Annotated in this window: 16 protein-coding genes; 12 read left to right on the forward strand and 4 right to left on the reverse strand. The window is 40.7% G+C overall.

What is annotated here, in order from left to right; all coding sequences use genetic code 11:
• Positions 1-217 precede the first annotated feature (217 nt).
• Positions 218-925: a YggS family pyridoxal phosphate-dependent enzyme gene (locus H5975_RS01695; protein ID WP_204784615.1), complete on the forward strand. Its 708-nt coding sequence runs from the start codon at positions 218-220 to the stop codon at positions 923-925.
• A gap of 60 nt (positions 926-985) precedes the next feature.
• On the opposite strand, the gene nhaC is transcribed toward H5975_RS01695, so the two are convergent.
• Together nhaC and H5975_RS01705 are read right to left on the reverse strand one after the other, a co-directional pair.
• A complete protein-coding gene (gene nhaC / locus H5975_RS01700) occupies positions 986-2407 on the reverse strand; it encodes a Na+/H+ antiporter NhaC (protein WP_204784616.1) in 1422 nt (473 codons plus the stop codon).
• Between the two features lie 402 nt (positions 2408-2809).
• The gene (locus H5975_RS01705; RefSeq protein WP_204784617.1) at positions 2810-3646 is read right to left on the reverse strand and encodes a DegV family protein; all 837 of its coding nucleotides are present in this window, start codon (positions 3644-3646) and stop codon (positions 2810-2812) included.
• A gap of 144 nt (positions 3647-3790) precedes the next feature.
• Here H5975_RS01705 and H5975_RS01710 point away from each other — a divergent pair, with 144 nt between their 5' ends.
• The 5 genes from H5975_RS01710 (at position 3791) to H5975_RS01730 (ending at position 8551) form a co-directional block, all read left to right on the forward strand.
• The gene (locus H5975_RS01710; protein WP_204784618.1) at positions 3791-4273 is read left to right on the forward strand and encodes a DUF1836 domain-containing protein; all 483 of its coding nucleotides are present in this window, start codon (positions 3791-3793) and stop codon (positions 4271-4273) included.
• Between the two features lie 75 nt (positions 4274-4348).
• The gene (tpiA, locus tag H5975_RS01715) at positions 4349-5113 is read left to right on the forward strand and encodes a triose-phosphate isomerase (protein WP_204784619.1); all 765 of its coding nucleotides are present in this window, start codon (positions 4349-4351) and stop codon (positions 5111-5113) included.
• Between the two features lie 53 nt (positions 5114-5166).
• Entirely contained in the window at positions 5167-5850 is a 684-nt protein-coding gene (locus H5975_RS01720; protein WP_204784620.1) for a YoaK family protein, read from the forward strand.
• A 247-nt stretch (positions 5851-6097) separates the two neighbouring features.
• Positions 6098-7393, forward strand: a complete 1296-nt coding sequence (locus H5975_RS01725; protein WP_204784621.1) for a GntP family permease — start codon at positions 6098-6100, stop codon at positions 7391-7393.
• A 12-nt stretch (positions 7394-7405) separates the two neighbouring features.
• Positions 7406-8551 (forward strand): glycerate kinase family protein, encoded by a 1146-nt coding sequence (locus H5975_RS01730; RefSeq protein ID WP_204784622.1) that lies wholly within the window; start codon positions 7406-7408, stop codon positions 8549-8551.
• 73 nt (positions 8552-8624) lie between these two features.
• On the opposite strand, the gene H5975_RS01735 is transcribed toward H5975_RS01730, so the two are convergent.
• Positions 8625-9665, reverse strand: a complete 1041-nt coding sequence (locus tag H5975_RS01735) for an aldose epimerase family protein (protein ID WP_204784623.1) — start codon at positions 9663-9665, stop codon at positions 8625-8627.
• Positions 9666-9870: 205 nt separating this feature from the next.
• On the opposite strand from H5975_RS01735, the gene H5975_RS01740 reads away from it, so the two are divergent.
• The 6 genes from H5975_RS01740 (at position 9871) to H5975_RS01765 (ending at position 17265) form a co-directional block, all read left to right on the forward strand.
• Positions 9871-10422, forward strand: a complete 552-nt coding sequence (locus H5975_RS01740; protein ID WP_239473112.1) for a TetR/AcrR family transcriptional regulator — start codon at positions 9871-9873, stop codon at positions 10420-10422.
• Positions 10423-10442: 20 nt separating this feature from the next.
• Positions 10443-13109: a YhgE/Pip domain-containing protein gene (locus H5975_RS01745; protein ID WP_204784625.1), complete on the forward strand. Its 2667-nt coding sequence runs from the start codon at positions 10443-10445 to the stop codon at positions 13107-13109.
• Between the two features lie 234 nt (positions 13110-13343).
• Entirely contained in the window at positions 13344-14177 is an 834-nt protein-coding gene (locus H5975_RS01750; protein ID WP_239473110.1) for a transporter substrate-binding domain-containing protein, read from the forward strand.
• A 13-nt stretch (positions 14178-14190) separates the two neighbouring features.
• A complete protein-coding gene (locus tag H5975_RS01755; RefSeq protein ID WP_204784626.1) occupies positions 14191-15342 on the forward strand; it encodes an ArgE/DapE family deacylase in 1152 nt (383 codons plus the stop codon).
• Positions 15343-15448: 106 nt separating this feature from the next.
• A complete protein-coding gene (locus H5975_RS01760; protein WP_204784627.1) occupies positions 15449-16441 on the forward strand; it encodes a D-2-hydroxyacid dehydrogenase in 993 nt (330 codons plus the stop codon).
• An 80-nt stretch (positions 16442-16521) separates the two neighbouring features.
• Positions 16522-17265, forward strand: a complete 744-nt coding sequence (locus tag H5975_RS01765; RefSeq protein WP_204784640.1) for an alpha/beta hydrolase — start codon at positions 16522-16524, stop codon at positions 17263-17265.
• Positions 17266-17359: 94 nt separating this feature from the next.
• Here H5975_RS01765 and hflX read toward each other — a convergent pair whose 3' ends face one another.
• Positions 17360-18637: a GTPase HflX gene (gene hflX / locus H5975_RS01770; protein ID WP_204784628.1), complete on the reverse strand. Its 1278-nt coding sequence runs from the start codon at positions 18635-18637 to the stop codon at positions 17360-17362.
• Positions 18638-18642: the final 5 nt, after the last annotated feature.

Here is an 18642-nt window from a genome sequence, read left to right on the forward strand (position 1 = left end):
TAGGCAACCAAACACCGCTTCAGTATGAGCAGTATCTAGTTGCCTAGAAAAATATTTATTCAATTATTAAGCCAGAATATTCAACTTCCAACTTTTTGGGTACACGTCAATGAGCAGGTCCTTAGGCCTTATTTTGGTTTCAGCTTGCATAATAAGCATAAATTGACAATAATAAATAGGTAAAGATTTCATAATTAGGATGGAAGGAACAATTAAAATGGATATTCTAGCAAATATGAAAGAAGTTCAGGAGCGAGTTGCTGCCGCTTGTAAACGCAGTAATCGTGATCCTAAAGAAGTAACGATTTTACCAGTTAGCAAGAACCACCCCGCTGAAGATATTCAGACACTCTATGATGCTGGTTGGCGTGATTTTGGTGAAAATTATGTTCAAGAATTACGTAATAAGCATGATGAATTACCGGATGACATTCACTGGCATATGATTGGCCACTTACAACGGAATAAGGTTAAGTACATTGCTAGTTATATTCAAGCAATTCACTCAGTAGATACCATTAAGCTCCTTCATACCATTGAAAAAGAAGGACGGAAGGCGGACCGTGTGATTCCAGTGTTGATTGAAGTTAATGTAGGCCGCGAAGAGAGTAAGTTTGGTGTAATGCCAGATCTAGAAGATTGTATGGCATTGGCAAACGAAGCCTTAGAGCTACCACACGTTAAGTTACGTGGCTTAATGACTAGTGCGCCATACTACGATGATGTAGAAAAGGATCGTTCAATTTTCCGGAAACTGAAGGAATTGCTCAACGATATGAATGCAGCCAATGACCAATTGCAACTTGATGTTTTAAGTATGGGAATGACCCATGATTTTGAAATTGCAGTTGAAGAAGGCTCCACCTGTGTACGGGTTGGTACTGCCATTTTCGGTAAGCGAGATTATTCCAACAAGGGTTACTAAAATAACTAGTTCAATATAAAAAGCCATGTTTGAAATCACCTTCAAACATGGCTTTATTGTTTATTCAGCTGAAGTATTAAGAATTGAACTAGAATTGTTATCTGCTTCAGGAGCTTTTGAATCTTGCCACTTTAGTCCAACACCAGTAAAACCACTCAAGATTGAGAAGACTGGTGAAAGGAGACTAAAGAAAGTAAATGGTAAGAAGTGAAGAACTGGAACGCCAAGGGTTGAAGCTACGAACGATCCGGCAACACCCCATGGAATAAGGTAGTTAATAACACTACCACCATCTTCCAGTACCCGGCTTAATGCTAATGGGGAAAGGCCAATTCGCTTGAAGGCGCTCCGGAAAGCATTACCTGGGAGAATTACTGAAAGGTATTGTTCACCAACGAAGAGGTTCACGCCAATTCCTGCGAAAATAGTAGTGGTAATCAAGCGACCTGGTTGCTTCAAACGATCAATTAATGGCTTCATAGCATTTTCAATGATTCCTTCATGCATCAGGATACCACCAAGGGCTAGTGTCATGATGATTAAGGAAACGGTGCCCATCATGCTAGCAATTCCACCACGACTGAGCAGTGCATCAACAGCTTTGTTACCTGTGTGGGCAACGAATCCTGATTCAATCAGTGTTGCGAGCTTCTTAACTGCAAAACCAGGAGTTTCAACGAAGATCATCACAATTGATACTAGAATGTTAAGGAAAAGTGTTGGGATTGCAGGTAGCTTCCGCCATGCACAAACGAACATCAAAATGATTGGTAAGGCTGCCCACCAGGAAACTGAGAAGTTACTGGTTAGTACTTCTGATGTTTTAGCAATGCTGTTAACACTAGCACCCTTGTTAGTGAATCCGAGAACTGCGAATAGGATTAGTGAAACCAAGAACGCTGGAATAGTAGTCCACATCATGTTTTTGATGTGAGCAAAGAGGTCGGAACCCGCAACTGCAGAAGCCAAGTTAGTCGAATCTGACAGTGGGGACATCTTATCACCGAAGACTGCTCCGGAGATGATGGCACCAGCGGTTAATGCTGGGTTGATTCCAAGGGTAGTCCCCATTCCAAAGAGTGCTAATCCAACAGTTGAAACGGTGGTAAATCCACTTCCGATGGCTAGTCCAACCAGTGAACAAACCAGGGATACAGAAGGGACAAAGAATTGAGCGCTAATCAGATGGAAGCCTAAGACCATTAATGATGGGATAATTCCAGCTTTGATCCAAACTGCAATCAAGCTCCCAATGAGAAGGAAAATAAAGATTGGAACAATGGCAGTTGAGATTCCTTCAGTAATTCCGGCAGTGATTTCTTTCCAAGAAACCTTGCGGAAAGCTAACCAGGCCATCAGGAGTCCAATTACTGTTAAGACAGGAACTTGTGGGGAAAGACCCAGGCCAATAACGCCTACTCCTAAAATGACTAACATAATAATTAAGATTGAGACTGATTCGTTAAACCCGATTTTTTTCATAATTGACACCTCATAGTTGAAAATTTAATTAATTGCTTTTGTGAGTTAGTTGAGAATAGATCGTGCAGACTATATCGTTTGATTTCCATATTGAATTCCTCCAAATAAAAAAGTCCTGGGAGAGTATACAACTCAACCAGGACGTATTACCGCGGTACCACCTAGCTAGAAAGCTCTGAATGACTTTCCACCTCGTATTGGTTGCTAACGGTACCAATGGATCCGTACAAGCGGTAATTCGATTACATGTCCTGCCTGGTTTGCATCAACCACCAGTTTTCTGAACATTGAGACGTGCAATCTACTGATTTGATTACTTGTAAAATTTGATTGTTGTTAATATATCATTCAAAATTAGAAAATGCAATAATAAAATTAGAAAAATCTCATAATTAATTAAAATTATTTTTCAAAGCCAATCATTAAACCACCATTTTCCGCATAATAGGAGCAAAGAGCACCACACGTTGAAATGGTAATAATAGCACTAGGAAAGACGGTCGAAATTGCTTTCGCCATTGCTTCAGCGTTGTCGCGACTATTCACATGATCGATCATTACGCGTCCGCCGTCATATCCTTGTTTCACCATGACTTTAGTTAATTTGGCGAACATTTTCTTGCTGCCACGGAGTTTTCCTAACATTTGGAATTCTCCAGCATCACTAGCAGTTCCATAAATGTGGAGATTAAGCAGGTTAGTCAGTTTAGCAATTGTTGGACTGATCCGACCGTTATTTGCTAAATTATCCAGTTCTTCCAAAACAAATAATAGATCAGTTTGTTGAATTTGCTGGTCCACCATCTTAATAATGTCATCAAAAGAGTAACCATGATTAATTAATACGGCTAGTTGTGAGGCTAGTAACCTGATTTGTGGGCCAGCCGATTTAGTATCGAAAACATGAATTTTTGTATTTGGATGATCATTCATATATATTTCTGCAGCCTGAACCGCTGCATTGTATGATCCAGAGAGGGCACTGGTAATGGTTAGGACGAAAATTTCATCTGCTCCCTCAAAGGCCTGTAGCCAACTTCCCATGTTTGGACATGAAGACGAAGTGGCCGTTTTAGTGTTTTTTAATGCGGACAGGAAATTATTCAAGTCCAGTTGGTCATCATCAGCCCATGATTGTCCATTGACCATCACTGTTAATGGGACATTGACGTGTTCAACCCCACCAATGATTTCGCTAAAAGAGTTTGCTCCAGAGTCGGTTACAATTTTAACCGTCATGATAAATTACCTCGTTTAAAAATTTTTTATCATCATATTCGTTTTTAATATCTTTGTCAACGGTTTTTGAAAAACTGTTGAACAGATTATGTTGACAGGCTAAGGAGAAAATCGCTAGAATAGGTGACTAGGAGGAACGTTTGAATGAACTCAGAAGAAACAAAATCATTTGCGCTGCCGCAATATCATGAAATTCCAGATATGGGTCTTTATTTGAAACAAGTCGTGACATATATTCAGCAGTGTGTGGCACCTTTTAAAAACGTCAAAGTAACGAGCTCTATGATTAGCAATTATGTTAAACACCAGTTGGTTGCCAAGCCCCAGCATAAGCTATACCGCCGGGATCAAATAGCACAATTACTATTTATTGTGATTGCCAAACATGTTCTAGAACAGCGGCATTTAAAGCAGGCCATTCACATTCAAGAGGATAGCTATAGTACTGAAGTTGCTTATAATTATTTTGTTCAAGAATTAAATAACGTGACCCGGTACGTCTTCGGTTATCAAAAAGACTTGAAAGAAATTGGACAAGAAAATACGAAGCAAAAGCAGATGTTGCGAAATTTAATTATGGCCTTTGCCTATCAAGAATATCTCGAATATTTTTTTGAGCAGGCCTAACTAAATTAGTTTCATCAAAGTAACAGAGAGAGTAAAATTTAAATGACGCATTTGAAAAACGAATGGAGGGATAACATGCGCAAACCATTTATCGTTGCTAACTGGAAGATGCATAAGACTGTTCAAGAATCCGTTAGCTTTGTCAAAGCAATTCGAGATCATTTACCGGATCCAAAGAAGGTTGAAGTTGGGATTGCGGGACAGGCTTTTGCTCTGTACAGTATGAAAGAAGCAGCGGGCAAATCGGGACTTCGCATTATTGCTCAAAATGGTGCACCTCAACTTTCAGGGCCATTTACTGGTGAAATTAGTATGCGCGGACTCAGCCAAGCTGGAGTTAGCCACGTCATGCTTGGTCACATTGAACGGCGTCGGTTATTTAATGAAACCAACGAAGCAGTTCATCAAAAGGTGGAAACGGCCATTGCAACCGGCCTAACCCCAATTATTTGTACTGATGAAACAATGGTGCAACGCGAAATGAATGGTGAAATCCATTACGTCTTGAAACAGCTGCAAAGCGTTCTGCATGGTGTTTCATTGGATCAAATTCGGGATGTCATTATTTCATATGAACCTAGCTGGGCAGTTGGTGTTGGGCAACGAGCTAATACTGCTTTGGCTGAAGAAGGGTGTCGTCAAATTAGGCGGATGATTGCGGATGTTTATACATATGAAATTGCGGATAAGATTCGAATCCTCTATGGTGGCAGTGTTAATCCCAAAAACATTCAAGAAATCATGTCCAAGCCTGACATCGATGGTGTTTTAATTGGTCGTGCTAGTCTGGATGTTGACAATTTCTTAGCGATGGCTAATTATCAAAAACAAGATAAGTAAAAAAGATCCCTACTAAATTTGAGTAGGGATTTTTATTAGAAAGAGGAATAAAAATGAGTTGGAAACCTTCAGAAGCACGGAGCTTAGCAGTAGCCTTAACTTTTAGTGGTGGCTTCATTGATGCTTATACATATATTCAACGTGGTCATACCCTTTCGGCGGGGCAAACCGGGAACGTAATTTTCTTTGCATCATCATTAGCCAGTCATAATGTGATGGGGATGCTGAACCGACTGAGCACATTCGTGGCCTTTGTAATTGGCTTAGGGTTAGTAGGTTACTTGCATTCCCATATGAAAACCCACTATTGGCGTGGCATTTGTTTATTTCCAATTCTGATCATTTGTGGAATTATTGGTTTCCTGCCTAAATCAGTGCCCAATTATTATATTGTGCCAGCCATTGCGTTTGGATTGGCCATGCAAAATGCATCTTTCAGTAAAATCCAGGGGATGGCATACAACAATGTCTTTACGACGGGGAATCTAAAGAATTCTGTCGTTGCCTGGAGTGCTTACTTTTTTGGTGAGGACAAGAAACAGTATAATGCGGCCGTTAATTACATGTTATTGGTAGTCGCCTTTGCCTTAGGAGCCATTGTGTCGGCGATTTTCCAGAGAGCTTTGGGGATTAGGACAATCTGGCTCGCTATTATCTTGCTAGGCACTATTAACACAATTTACCTATTCAAACTCCGTCATATATATACAGCTGATAAGGCTGATGTTAGTAAATAAAAAATTTTTTAAATTATTTTGTGAAAATTAAATCACATATTAAACCGCTTACATACAACTATATCAATGCTAATTAATTACTAATAATCATATGGTATTAATAACATCATCTAATGTATACCAATCTAATTTAAATGGTAACTTTATAACGTTTTACCTCATTTAATGTAGTTGTATTCACAAAGTGACGTGACTATACTCACGGTATAGGCAAATTTATTAGACAATCATTGAGGGAGATGTAAATATGATTGTTTCTTGGTGGGGAGCCTTAATTGGGTTAGCCATTGCAATTATTCTAATTCTCCGCAAAGTTGATGCGGTTTATTCTTTGTTTATCGGTGCAATTTTGGGGTCACTAATTGGTGGCGCTAACTTAATGCAAACCGTAAACATTTTAGTCAAGGGTTCCCAGAGTGTTATGGGGACCGTTGTAAGAGTCTTAGCAGCTGGTGTTTTAGCCGGTGTCATGATGGATTCCGGTGCTGCTAACACGATTGCGCGGACAATTGTTGACCGTTTGGGAGACCGGATGGCAATTTTAGCATTGTCCTTAGCGACAATGATTATTACAGCCGTCGGTGTATTTATCCCGGTTGCGGTTTTGATTGTAGCGCCAATTGCACTAGAAGTTGGTGAACGGAGTCACATTTCCAAGTTAGCACTGCTAGTTGCACTATCTGGTGGTGGTAAGGCTGGTAACATTATTTCACCAAACGCCAACACCATTGCTGCTGCTAAAGGTTTCGGTCTGAACTTGTCTCAAGTAATGATTGCTGACTTTATCCCAGCTGTTGTAGGCTTAATTGTTACGGTAATCGTTGCTTCATTAATTAAGCATAAGGGTGATGCGGTAGTAAAAGCCGATCTTGCTGATAATCCAAAGATCGAAAAAGATGATTTGCCATCATTGGGAGCATCATTAGTTACTCCAATTATTGCGGTCATCTTGTTACTAATTAACCCATTGGGTCAGATTCTTCATGTTCACTGGATGAGCACTATTGATCTGGATGCCACTTATGTTTTGCCATTTGCTGCCATTATTGGGGCATTGGCAATGCACAAGGGTCGTCATATTCGCTCATACGCCCAAACTGGGATGACTAAGATGACACCAGTTGTAATGATTTTAATTGGTGCTGGTGCCATTGGTGCCACCATTACGCAGTCAAGTTTGCCACAATTACTGATTTCAGCAATTAAGGTTAGCCACATTTCAGGGGTATTCTTGGCACCACTATCTGGTATTTTAATGGCCGGAGCTGCTGCTTCTACCTCTACTGGTGTTATCTTGGCTACTGGTTCATTCTCCAAGGCAATCTTGGGCTTCGGTGTTCAACCACTGGCTGCCGCCGCAATGGTACACACTGGTGCGATTGTGATTGATGAATTACCACAAGGTAACTACTTCCACGTTACTGCCAATGCGATGAATATGGATATCAAGCAACGTTCTCAAGGTATCCTTTATGAAGCTATCTGTGGTGGTTCAGCTTGTTTGACTGCAACCATTCTGTATGGTTTCTTGCACTTAATCTAGGAGGTGCGCGTGATGAAATTTGTGATTGCTCCAGATTCCTTTAAGGGTTCGCTAACTGCTAAACAAGTAGCAGAAGCAATGAAAAAAGGATTAACGAGAATTTTCCCTGATGCTGATTATTCAATGGTACCAATGGCAGATGGCGGTGAAGGAACTGTCCAATTATTGGTCGATGCAACGCACGGTCATTTAATTACAAAGACGGTTCATAACCCCTTGGATCAATTAAGTGAAGCTTATTATGGTATCCTGGGTGATGGTCAAACTGCCGTCATCGAAATGGCACAAGCAAGTGGTATTCAATACGTAAATGATGAAACACATAATCCGATGATCACTACAACCTACGGGACTGGTGAATTAATGTTGGATGCGATGGATCATGGTGTTAAGAAAATTATTCTTGGAATTGGTGGTTCTGCCACTAATGATGGTGGAGCTGGTATGGCGCAGGCTTTAGGTGCCAAGCTATTAGATAGTGATGATCATGAATTAGCTTATGGTGGTGGGGCACTAGGCCAACTAGATCACATTGATATCAGTGATATAGATCCCCGGATTAAAGCCACGAAAGTATTAATTGCTTCAGACGTTACTAACCCGCTAACGGGTAAGGATGGTGCTTCTGCTGTCTTTGGTCCACAAAAGGGTGCCACCCCAGAAATGGTCAAAAAGTTAGATAGCAATTTGCACCATTATGCTGAAATAATTAAGCGTGATCTGAACAAAGACTTAGAAGAAAAGCCAGGTGCTGGTGCTGCTGGTGGCCTTGGAACTGGTCTGATGGCCTTTACTAATTCAACGATGGCCAAGGGGATTGACTTAGTGGTTGAATTTACCCACTTGAAAGAACAAGCCCAAGGTGCTGACTTCGTATTTACTGGTGAAGGTGGGATTGATTTCCAAACTAAATTTGGTAAAACTCCTTACGGGGTGGCCCTAGCTACGAAAGAGGTTGCTCCAAATGCACCAGTCATTGTTTTAGCAGGTAATGTTGGCAAGGACATCGAAAGCCTATACGCGGCGGATGCCATGGATGCTATTTTTGCTACACCTGAAGGCGCTAAACCATTAGCTCAAGCCATTAAAGATGGACCTCATGATATTGCTGAAACAGCTGAAAATGTTGGTCGTCTGATTCGTGACTTAGAAAAATAATATTTCTTGGGAAATAAGAAAAGTCCAGACACTTTCAATGGGTGTCTGGACTTTTTGTATTACATTTTAGTTATTAATATTTAATTTCATAACGGATTTGGTGGTGAACTGGTGCTAATGGCCGGAGTGTAATGTCGCCAAATTCTGGATGATGAGGAGCATCAGGTAATGCTTGTGCTTCTAGTGCTAATGCAGCCCATGATTTGCCGGGACGGTTCAACTTAACAGATGCTGGTAATCCATTTGCAGAGAAGACAACCAGCGTATTACGGTCTGAGTACATCTTCAATTCGCGTCCTGATTTTGGATCTTTCAAACTAGCGATTGGATCACCGTCGAAGGTGGTGCTTGGTTTAACTGCAAAGAAGTCGTCAAAGCCCTTTTCAGGAGTCTTCAGCATTTCATTCAAAGCGTGTCCAAGAGAATGTCCGTTTTTAAAATCATATGCAGAACCAAGATTTTCAACAAGGACGCCAGTAGGGATCTTGTCACTATTAACAGCAAGGTGATATTTAGAATTAACAGTTAATTCTTGTCCTTCGACCGTATCCACATCAGCATCAGCTAAGTTCCAGTAGGAGTGATTAGTTGGATTGAATAACGTTGGAGCGTCACTTTCACCGTACATATCGATTGTGACGCTATCATCGCTGTGAAGTGTATAAACAACGTGAATGTCAGTATCTGCAGGCATGCCATCGTCATCAGGACTGTAATGATTACTGAGAATGATTTTTCCTTCATTATCATTTGCTTCTGTTGCAACATGCCAGAAGTGATTTTGCCAACCTTGATCACCGCTGTGCAATGAATTTTGTCCTTCATTAGCTTGCAGTTGATAATTTTGTCCGTCGATGGAGAATTGTGCCTTGCCAATCCGGTTGGCAACGGGGCCAATCAGCTGACAGATACTATAACCAGCATCTAAGTAATCCTCCATTGAGTTTGCTGACAATAACAGGTTCAGTTGACCATTGTCAGTTGGAACAGAGAATTCTTGCCAAATACCACCAAAGTTTAAAACACTCATTCTGACACCATGGTCATTAGCAACAGTATAGCGAGTAACTGGATGACCATTAGCTTGGCCAAAGTTGTTTTGTGAAATTTCCATTGTTAAAAAGCCTCCTCGAAACGTAAACGCTTGCATGTAATATTTTACCATAATAAGTTGCAGGCAATAAAAAATCGTAATAGAGACAAATAAACTAAAATGTATCTTTTAAATACAAGTGTGTTAATATGACTATGTAGTCTCAATGAGGAACTAATTATAATATCTCTTTAGAAATAGGATAGGGAGGGAGAAAAACTTGAAAATGAATCGGACGGTACGGGATTTTCAAAATGCTTTGGCAACGATTCTTGAAACCAAACCATTTGAAAAAATTACCGTTGACCAGATTTGTAACGAAGCATTGCTTCACCGTAGCAGTTTTTACCGGTACTTTCATGATAAATATGATCTGTTGGAGCAATTAATTAATACCCGTCTTAATCAGATCGTTGAAGAATCTGATACGGAAGATGATTTTATTCAGTTGACGATATCATATTTGGGAAATCATAAAAAAGTCTTTCGGCATTTATCAGGGGACAGTGCCAACAGTACTTTTTATACGGAAATGATTCGTATCCTTAGTGAGGTGTTACTGAAACAAGCTGATTCTGAACGCCAGGTTAAGGTCAGTGAAGTTGCAAAAGAAATTCATGATTCATCAAATCCGGAATTGTTATCGTATGTCTATGCTGGCGCCATTATTGGTGGTTGCTATTGGTGGCAAATGAATAGTTACGACGTTCCGGTCCAAAAAGTGGTTGATTTTGTAAAACAAACTGTTTTACAGTTATCTAGTGCTTCTATTCAATAAGCAATAATGGAGGGAGAAAAATGTGGGAAATGATTAAAGCAGAATTTCGTCATATTCGACGGAATCATTTGCTATTATTATCATCGATTGTTATTTGCTTTATTCCATTCCTATATAGTATCTTTTTTCTGAAGTCAGTATGGGATCCTTATGGAAGTACCCAAAATCTGCCAGTGGCAGTGGTTAATAAGGATGTTCCCGTTGATTATCAAGGGAAAAGAATGGCTGTTGGTGATCAAATGGTCAAGGAATTGAAACATAATCACCAATTGGATTGGAAATTCGTTTCTGAAAGTCAGGGGAAATATGGAATGTCACACCGGAAGTATTACACCGTTGTGACCATTCCAGAAAACTTTTCTAAGAACGCAACTACCGTCTTGGATAAGCACCCTGAAACAATGAAATTGAAATATAGTACCAACGATTCTTTGAACTACATTGGTTACGTTATGAGTCAAGTGGCAATGACACGGCTGAATGAAAGAATTCGGGCAAATGTCACGAATGCTTATGCCACCGCAATGTTTAAGGAATTGAAGGTTCTTGGTAAAGGGATGAACCAAGCTGCAAGTGGTGCAACCCAGTTGGACAACGGGTTAGTAACTCTGCAAAGTGGAGTCAACCAGTATGTTGCTGGGGTTTCACAAGTTAACAATGGTGTGCAAACGCTGCGGATGAGTGTGGCACCGCTTGCTTCTGGTGCTCAACAGTTAGCCAGCGGAAGTTCAACGCTTGCTAGTGGGATTGCCCGTTACACTGGCGGTGTTGGTCAACTAGCTGCCGGGTTAGGGACTTTGCAAGCTAACTCAGGGGCATTGAATTCTGGTGCTGGACAGTTAAGTTCTGGATTGAACACCCTCCGTGGTAATTCTGGAGCGCTACGGAGCGGCGCTGGTCGATTAGCCTCAGGTGCAAACCAATTAAATAGTGCTGTAAATGGTAGTAATAGTCAATTAACCCAATTAGGTAACATGGACTTTGACGGTATCATGGGCGCAATGAACCAAGCTCAATATCTTAAGGAGAGTCTTGCACAATTACAAACGGGATTAACTACTGCTAAAACTGCTTTAGCCGGTGTCCAAGAGAATGCTGGTAATCTCCAACAGGCTTCTAGTTCATTATCCGGTATGGGACAAGAAGTTAAAGGACAATTATTTGATGCTGCTCAGAATGCAGGTAAAGCTGCCACAGGTGATGCTGAAATTGCTAAGGAGTTACAATCCTTAGCTAGTTCAACCAGTGATAACAACATTAAGGGTCAATTGAGCCAATTAGCAGGTCAAGCTGCTTCTAATGCAACTGCTGCTAAGGACAGTGCTACAACAATTGCTAGTGCCGGTAATACATTAAAAGGTTTGAATGGTTTAGGCAGCTCTTTGAAGGAAATGCAAGGCCAACTTGGTCAACTTTCTAACATGTCAAATGTTCTTGATAGTGCTGATGGAACAATTAAACAAGCTAATAAGTTGCTTGACACTTTGAATGGTTATAAAGGAGCTTTAACTGGATTAGCTGGATCAAAAGATCAAATTCAGGCATTGCAATCGGCCACTAGTCAAATTGCAGCTGGTTCTGCAAGCCTAAACGCCGGTGTCAACCAATACACTAATGGTGTCGATACCGCAGCTGATGGTTCTAACACGTTAGCAAGTGGGATTGGCCAATACACTGCTGGAGTTGCGCAAGCAGGTGCTGGTGCTAGTCAATTAACAGCTAACTCTGGTGCTTTGAACTCAGGTGCCGGTCAATTAGCTGGTGCATTAGGTCAATTAAATGCCCAAGTACCAGCCTTAGTCGGCGGTGTTAACCAACTAGCTAACGGAACTCAACAATTAGTTAATAATTCACCTGCACTAGTTCAAGGAATTACCCGTTTGAACCAAGGTGCTGGTCAATTAGCTTCTGCTCTTGGTAAGGGTGCCAAGACTGTTAACGGGATTAAGCCAACGAAGCGGACTGCAAAGATGATTGCTGAACCAACTGAAGTTAAGCACAAGAGTTACAGCTACGTTCCTAACTATGGTCACGCATTAGCTCCATACGTACTTTCGGTTGCATTGTATGTTGGTGCTTTGATCTTCAACTTTGTTTACCCAATTCGTCGGGTGGCAATTCAAGGTCGTTCACCATTGGCATGGTGGGCAAGTAAAGTTGTTCTTGGTAGTCTTATGAGTACCTTAATGGCGATTGCCGAAGGTGGTATTATGATGGCCCTTGGTCTGACAGTCATTCATGTTCCATCATTCTTTGGAACGTTGATTCTGTTTGGGCTAGCGTCAATGGCCGTTGTAATGTTCTTGTCCATGACCTTTGATAACCCTGGACGATTCGTCGCAATGGTTCTCTTAATGCTTCAACTTGGTGGTTCTGGTGGTACCTTCCCAATGGAAGTTACGATGAAGTTCTACAATGTTATTCACTATGCATTGCCAATGACATACTCAATCCTCGGATTGCGGAATGGCATTAGCGGTGGGCTTGGAACTCACTACGTTGCATTCTGTAACAGTGTCTTAGCTGGAATTGCTGTTGTCTTCTTCTTACTCTTACTTGTTGCAATGTACTGGTTACAATATCACCACTTTGCTGGTAAGTCTGAATTAGACAATAACCAAGAATTATTAGGTGAAGAAAAAGATGATGACGGAATGCATTTGCAAGACCGTGATCAAACCGTTTAAATAATCAATAAGGATTCAGTGATTATTCACTGGATCCTTATTTTTATACACAAATATCCAAATAATTTGAATATTTTATGAAAAAGTACTTGCATTTATTCAAACCAAAGGATATTATATACACATAAATTGAATATAAATACGTTAACGGGGGATTATATCATGCGACGACGAATAAATATGAATTTAGAGTGGTTAAAAATGTAAATAAGAACAATCAAGAGGAGAGAAATTATGCAATTTAAACATTTAAAGAAGACCGTTGTAGCAGCATTAACAATTATGATTGGACTCAGCACTGTTTTAGCTGGGTGTGGGGCACAAAAAGATAACAGTGTACAAAACATTAAGAATAAGAAAGAACTAGTAGTTGGGACTTCTGCTGACTTTGCACCATATGATTTCCAAATTGTGAAGAATGGTAAATCACAAATTGTTGGTTATGATGTTCTATTAGCTCATGAAATTGCTAAGGACATGGGTGTTAAAAAAGTTAAGTTCGTTAACATGGCCTTCCCATCATTAATTAACGAGTTGCAAAACAAGAAAGTTGATATCGTAATGGCAGGGATGGCATACACTAAGCAACGGGCAAAGGTAGTTTCATTCTCCAAGACATACAACGAAAGCGGTCAAGTACTATTAGTTTCACCTAAGAACAAGGACAAGTACTCTGGCATTTCAGCACTAAAGGGCCAAACACTTGGGGCACAACAATCATCTGAACAAGAAACCATTGGTAAGAAGTTAAAGGGCGTTAAGTTAGTTACAGAAAGTTCTAACAACACCCTCTTCCAAGAATTACAAAACGGCACACTTGATGGTGTAATCACAGGTCAAGATACTGCTGAAGCATACGCTAAGGAACACCCAGATAAGTACGCAGTAGCTAATAACATCAGCTTCAAGTACAACAAGAAGACTGCTGGTACAAGAGTTGCTGTTCGGAAAGATGACAAAGCCTTATTAAAGAAGATTAACGCCACGATTTCCAAGGATAAGAAGAACGGTACTTTAAAGAAACTTTACCAACAAGCACAAGATATCCAAGTTCAAAATAACAAGTAAAGGAGCAATTATCATGACTAAGGAAGAGCAATTAAACGTCTTAAAAAAGATTATTAGTATTCAAACAGTTAATCAAAACGAAGCCGAACTAGCAGATTATATTGCGAGTCTTTTTCAACCATACGTTGGTGACAATGTGAAAGTGGAAAAGGTTAGCTATGCTCCTGGTCGTGATAATCTTGTAGTTACAATTGGCAACGGCGGTAAAGTTCTTGGCTATTCTGGCCACATGGACGTTGTGGATCCCGGAGATTTAGACGCTTGGGACAGCGATCCGTTTGATCCAGTTGTGATGGATGACAAGCTTTATGGTCGTGGTGCTTGTGATATGAAGAGCGGCTTATCTGCATTAGTAGTTGCCCTCCTTGAAATGCTTGAAAAGGGTGAAAAGCTCCCAGGTACCATTAAGTTACTGGCAACCGTTGGTGAAGAAACTGGTAATTACGGTGCTGGTGAATTAACCAAGCAAGGTTTCGCTGACGATTTGGATGGCTTAGTAATTGCTGAACCGCGTGATGATTTGAAAACTATCACTTACGCTTGCAAAGGGGTAATTGATTACCACGTTACCTCGGTTGGTAAGGCCGCTCACAGTTCTCGTCCTGAAATGGGGATTAACGCGATTGATAACTTGTTTGAATTTGCAAATCAGGCAAAAGAAGAATTGGCCAAATTTGATCATGAAGACCCAGCTCTTGGTAAACTCACCCATGTAATTTCCCTGATTAGTGGTGGTGAGCAGATCAACAGTGTTCCTTCTGAAGCAACACTAGGCGGGAACATTCGGACCATTCCAGAATATCCTAACCAAGTTGTTTACGACAAATTAGAAAAAATTATCGATGATTTGAATCAAAAGCCAGGATTTAACCTTAGCATCAATTACACCTTCCCAGAAGAACCAATGGGTGGCGATCCTGATGCACTGCTAATCAAGCTAGCACAAAAAGTTGCACAAGATAGCCTTGGCTTTAAACCAGGTGTGGGGACCAGTACCGGTGCTAATGATGGACAAGAGTTTACCCAATCGAAAAAGGACTTTACCAGCATCATTATTGGACCCGGTAGCAATACTTCTCACATGCCAAATGAATTTGTTAACTTGGATGCTTATTACAATGCGATCAAATTCTACCAAGATTTTGCTCATGCATTTTTAAATTAAGATTTCACTAAGTGGACCATTTATTTGTAAATGGTCCACTTATTTGTCATAAAAATCGTGTATACTAGACAATGTAAAGATTGGATTTTGGAAAGGGGAAACATTCATGAAAATCATTATGTTTGGTACAAAGCCAATTGAAAAGTCTTATGCTGAAGCATGGGAAAAGAAGACCGGTAACGAAGTCAAAATGGTTGCCGACTTGTTAAACGACGACACTGTTGACATGGCAAAGGGATTTGATGGGGTTATTACTCAACAAACTCAATCATTAGGCAGCGCTGATGTTTACAAAAAGCTGGCTAGCTTCGGTATTAAGCAGATTGGTCTCCGGACAGCTGGTTTTGACATGGTTGATTTGGATGCCGCTAAAGCAAACAACATTACGATTACCCGGGTTTCAATTTACTCACCACGGGCAATTGCTGAAATGGGTGTCACCCAAGCAATGTACTTAAATCGTAAAATTGGACTATTTAACCAACGAATGGAAGAAGATCACGACTTTAGTTGGGCTCCCGACTTAGTATCTAACGAAATCTTCAACCTTACAGTAGGGATCATTGGTTTAGGCCACATTGGTGGTGCTACCGCCCAAATCTATAAGGCCCTGGGTGCAAAAGTAATTGCTTACGACCCATTCTACGATCCAGAACAAGAAGCATTTGTAGATTACACTGATTTGGACACCGTTTTAAAGGAATCAGACATTATTAGTCTGCACACTCCACTGTTCCCAAGCACAAAGAACATTATTAATGCGGATACTCTAAAGAAGATGAAGAATTCTGCATACCTTATCAACATGGCACGTGGTGGCTTGGTTGATACTCAAGCATTAATTAAGGCATTACAAGACGGCGAAATTGCCGGTGCTGGTCTGGACACGTTGGCGGATGAAACTACATACTTTGGCAAGAAAGTTTCCGCAGATGAAGTTCCAGAAGACTACAAGACATTAGCTGCAATGCCAAATGTTGTGGTAACTCCACACGTTGCCTTCTTTACTAAGACTTCAGTACGGAACATGGTTGAAATTGCTTTGAATGACACCGTTACGATTATTAACGGTGGCAAGACCCGTAATGCAATTCGCTAATTAATCTGGTTAATGACAAAGGGACCGTGGCCTGCTATGAGGTCATAGTCCCTTTCTTTGTTATTTGAGGTGAGAAAATGATGGAAATTACAATTCAACGGGATGGTTTAAAATTACATGGGTTGTTGGAAGGAACGACGACCTTAGAAAATGATACTGTTGTAATCTTGATGCACGGCTTCAAGGGTGATTTGGGTTATGACGAAAATAAGATATTACCAGTCGTTGCTCATGCATTAAATCAAGTTGGCCTGCCAACTCTACGTTTTGATTTTGATGGTTGCGGTAAGAGTGACGGCAAGTTTGAAGACATGACGGTACTAAGCGAACTTTTGGATGGCATGAAAGTGATTGATTTTGCTCATCAAAAAATGAAGGCTCAGCACATTTACCTGGTGGGACACTCCCAAGGCGGAGTAGTAGCCTCTATGCTCGCGGCTTATTATCATGATGTCATTGAAAAATTAGTACTGCTTGCCCCAGCTGCTACACTCAAAAGCGATGCTTTGCAGGGTGTTTGCCAGGGGAGTACTTACGACCCGATGCATATTCCAAGCAGTGTAATGGTAGATGGCTTTAAAGTTGGTGGCGATTATTTCCGTACCGCCCAATTATTGCCGATTTACGAAACTGCCCAGCATTTTGATGGTCCAGTTTTACTGATTCATGGGACAGCGGATCACGTGGTTTCACCTGAAGCCAGCAGAAAGTATCACGTCATTCTGCCACAGAGTGAACTTCATTTAATCGATGGCGAGAACCATATGTTAGATGGGGCACATCGTCCAGAGATTGTAAAATTAGTGACCGACTTTCTCAAATAGCACTAAATCAACATGGAAGCACAAAAAAGGTCCAAGCGTTCGGCATTTCCGAATGCTTAGACCTTTTTATGTAGCATACTGTTAAACTTTGATACTATTCCACAACGTATTTTTCGAATCGCTGCAGATCACTTGGACTGATTTCCACCTTAAGAAGGGTTCCATCGTTTTGGTATTCAGTATTAGTGATATTAGCGTGTTCGTTTAAGTATGAAACGACATGACCATCGGTAAATGGCACCAACAATTGTGCGTCACGGTAGTTATTAAACAAGTGTTGCTTGATAACTTTGGTTAACAAATCCAGTGATTCCTTATTTTTGGCGGAGATCACAACATGGTCATCGCCCTCCATGGTTGGAAATTCGTAACTGGTTTTATCAGCTTTGTTGAATACGTAAACCATTGGAATATCATCAATCCCGATCTGCCGTAGCGTTTTTTCGGTAGTTTTGATCATTTCTTCCTTGTGCGGATCAGAATAGTCAATCACCTGAATGAGTAAATCAGCCTTAGCAGCTTCTGTCAACGTAGATTTAAAAGCTTCAATCAAGTGGGTAGGCAACTTTGAAACAAACCCGACCGTGTCACTTAAAATGAAACGCTTTTGATCAGGAAGAGTTAGTTGACGAACGCTAGTATCAAGCGTGGCAAATAACATGTCCTTTTCAAAAACTTCTTTTTCTTTGGAGATACCATAGCGGTCAATCATCTTATTCATGATCGTTGATTTACCGGCGTTGGTATAACCAACTAAGGCCGCTGTTGGGATTGCACTCTTATCACGAAGAGCACGCTTAGTGGCTTCGGACTTATTAATTTGCTTTAACTCACGCCGTAAGTGGCTAATATTTTTTTGAATGACCCGCCGGTCCATTTCAATTTGCGTTTCACCGGCACCACGGTTGGTAAATCCGGATCCTCCACCAGTTTGCTGGTCTAAGCGCTGGTTAGCAGCCGTGTGCAAACGAGGAAGACGGTATTCCAATTGAGCAATTTGAACTTGGATTTTAGCTTCTTTGGTTTGAGCTCGCTTAGCGAAAATTTCCAAAATCAACGCGGTGCGGTCAATTACCCGAATGCCAATTTCGTCATTCAGATTGCTTAATTGACTAGGCGACAATTCATCATTGGTAATAATGGTGGTTACATTTTCCGCAGCCGCAATGTTTTTAATTTCTTCAATTTTACCCTTACCAAAGTATGTGGCTGCATTAGGACGATCTAAAACTTGATCAACCCGGTCGACAACATCCATTTGATTGGCCTGAGCAAGTTCCTTTAACTCGATCATTGAGTAATCATAATCTTCTTGGCCAGTATCAAGGCCGGTGACAATCACCTTTTCATCAGCTTGTATGGTGGTATCCATTGATG

Origin of the sequence: Limosilactobacillus coleohominis, assembly GCF_016901675.1 — a bacterium.
Taxonomy (GTDB): Bacteria; Bacillota; Bacilli; order Lactobacillales; family Lactobacillaceae; genus Limosilactobacillus; species Limosilactobacillus intestinavium.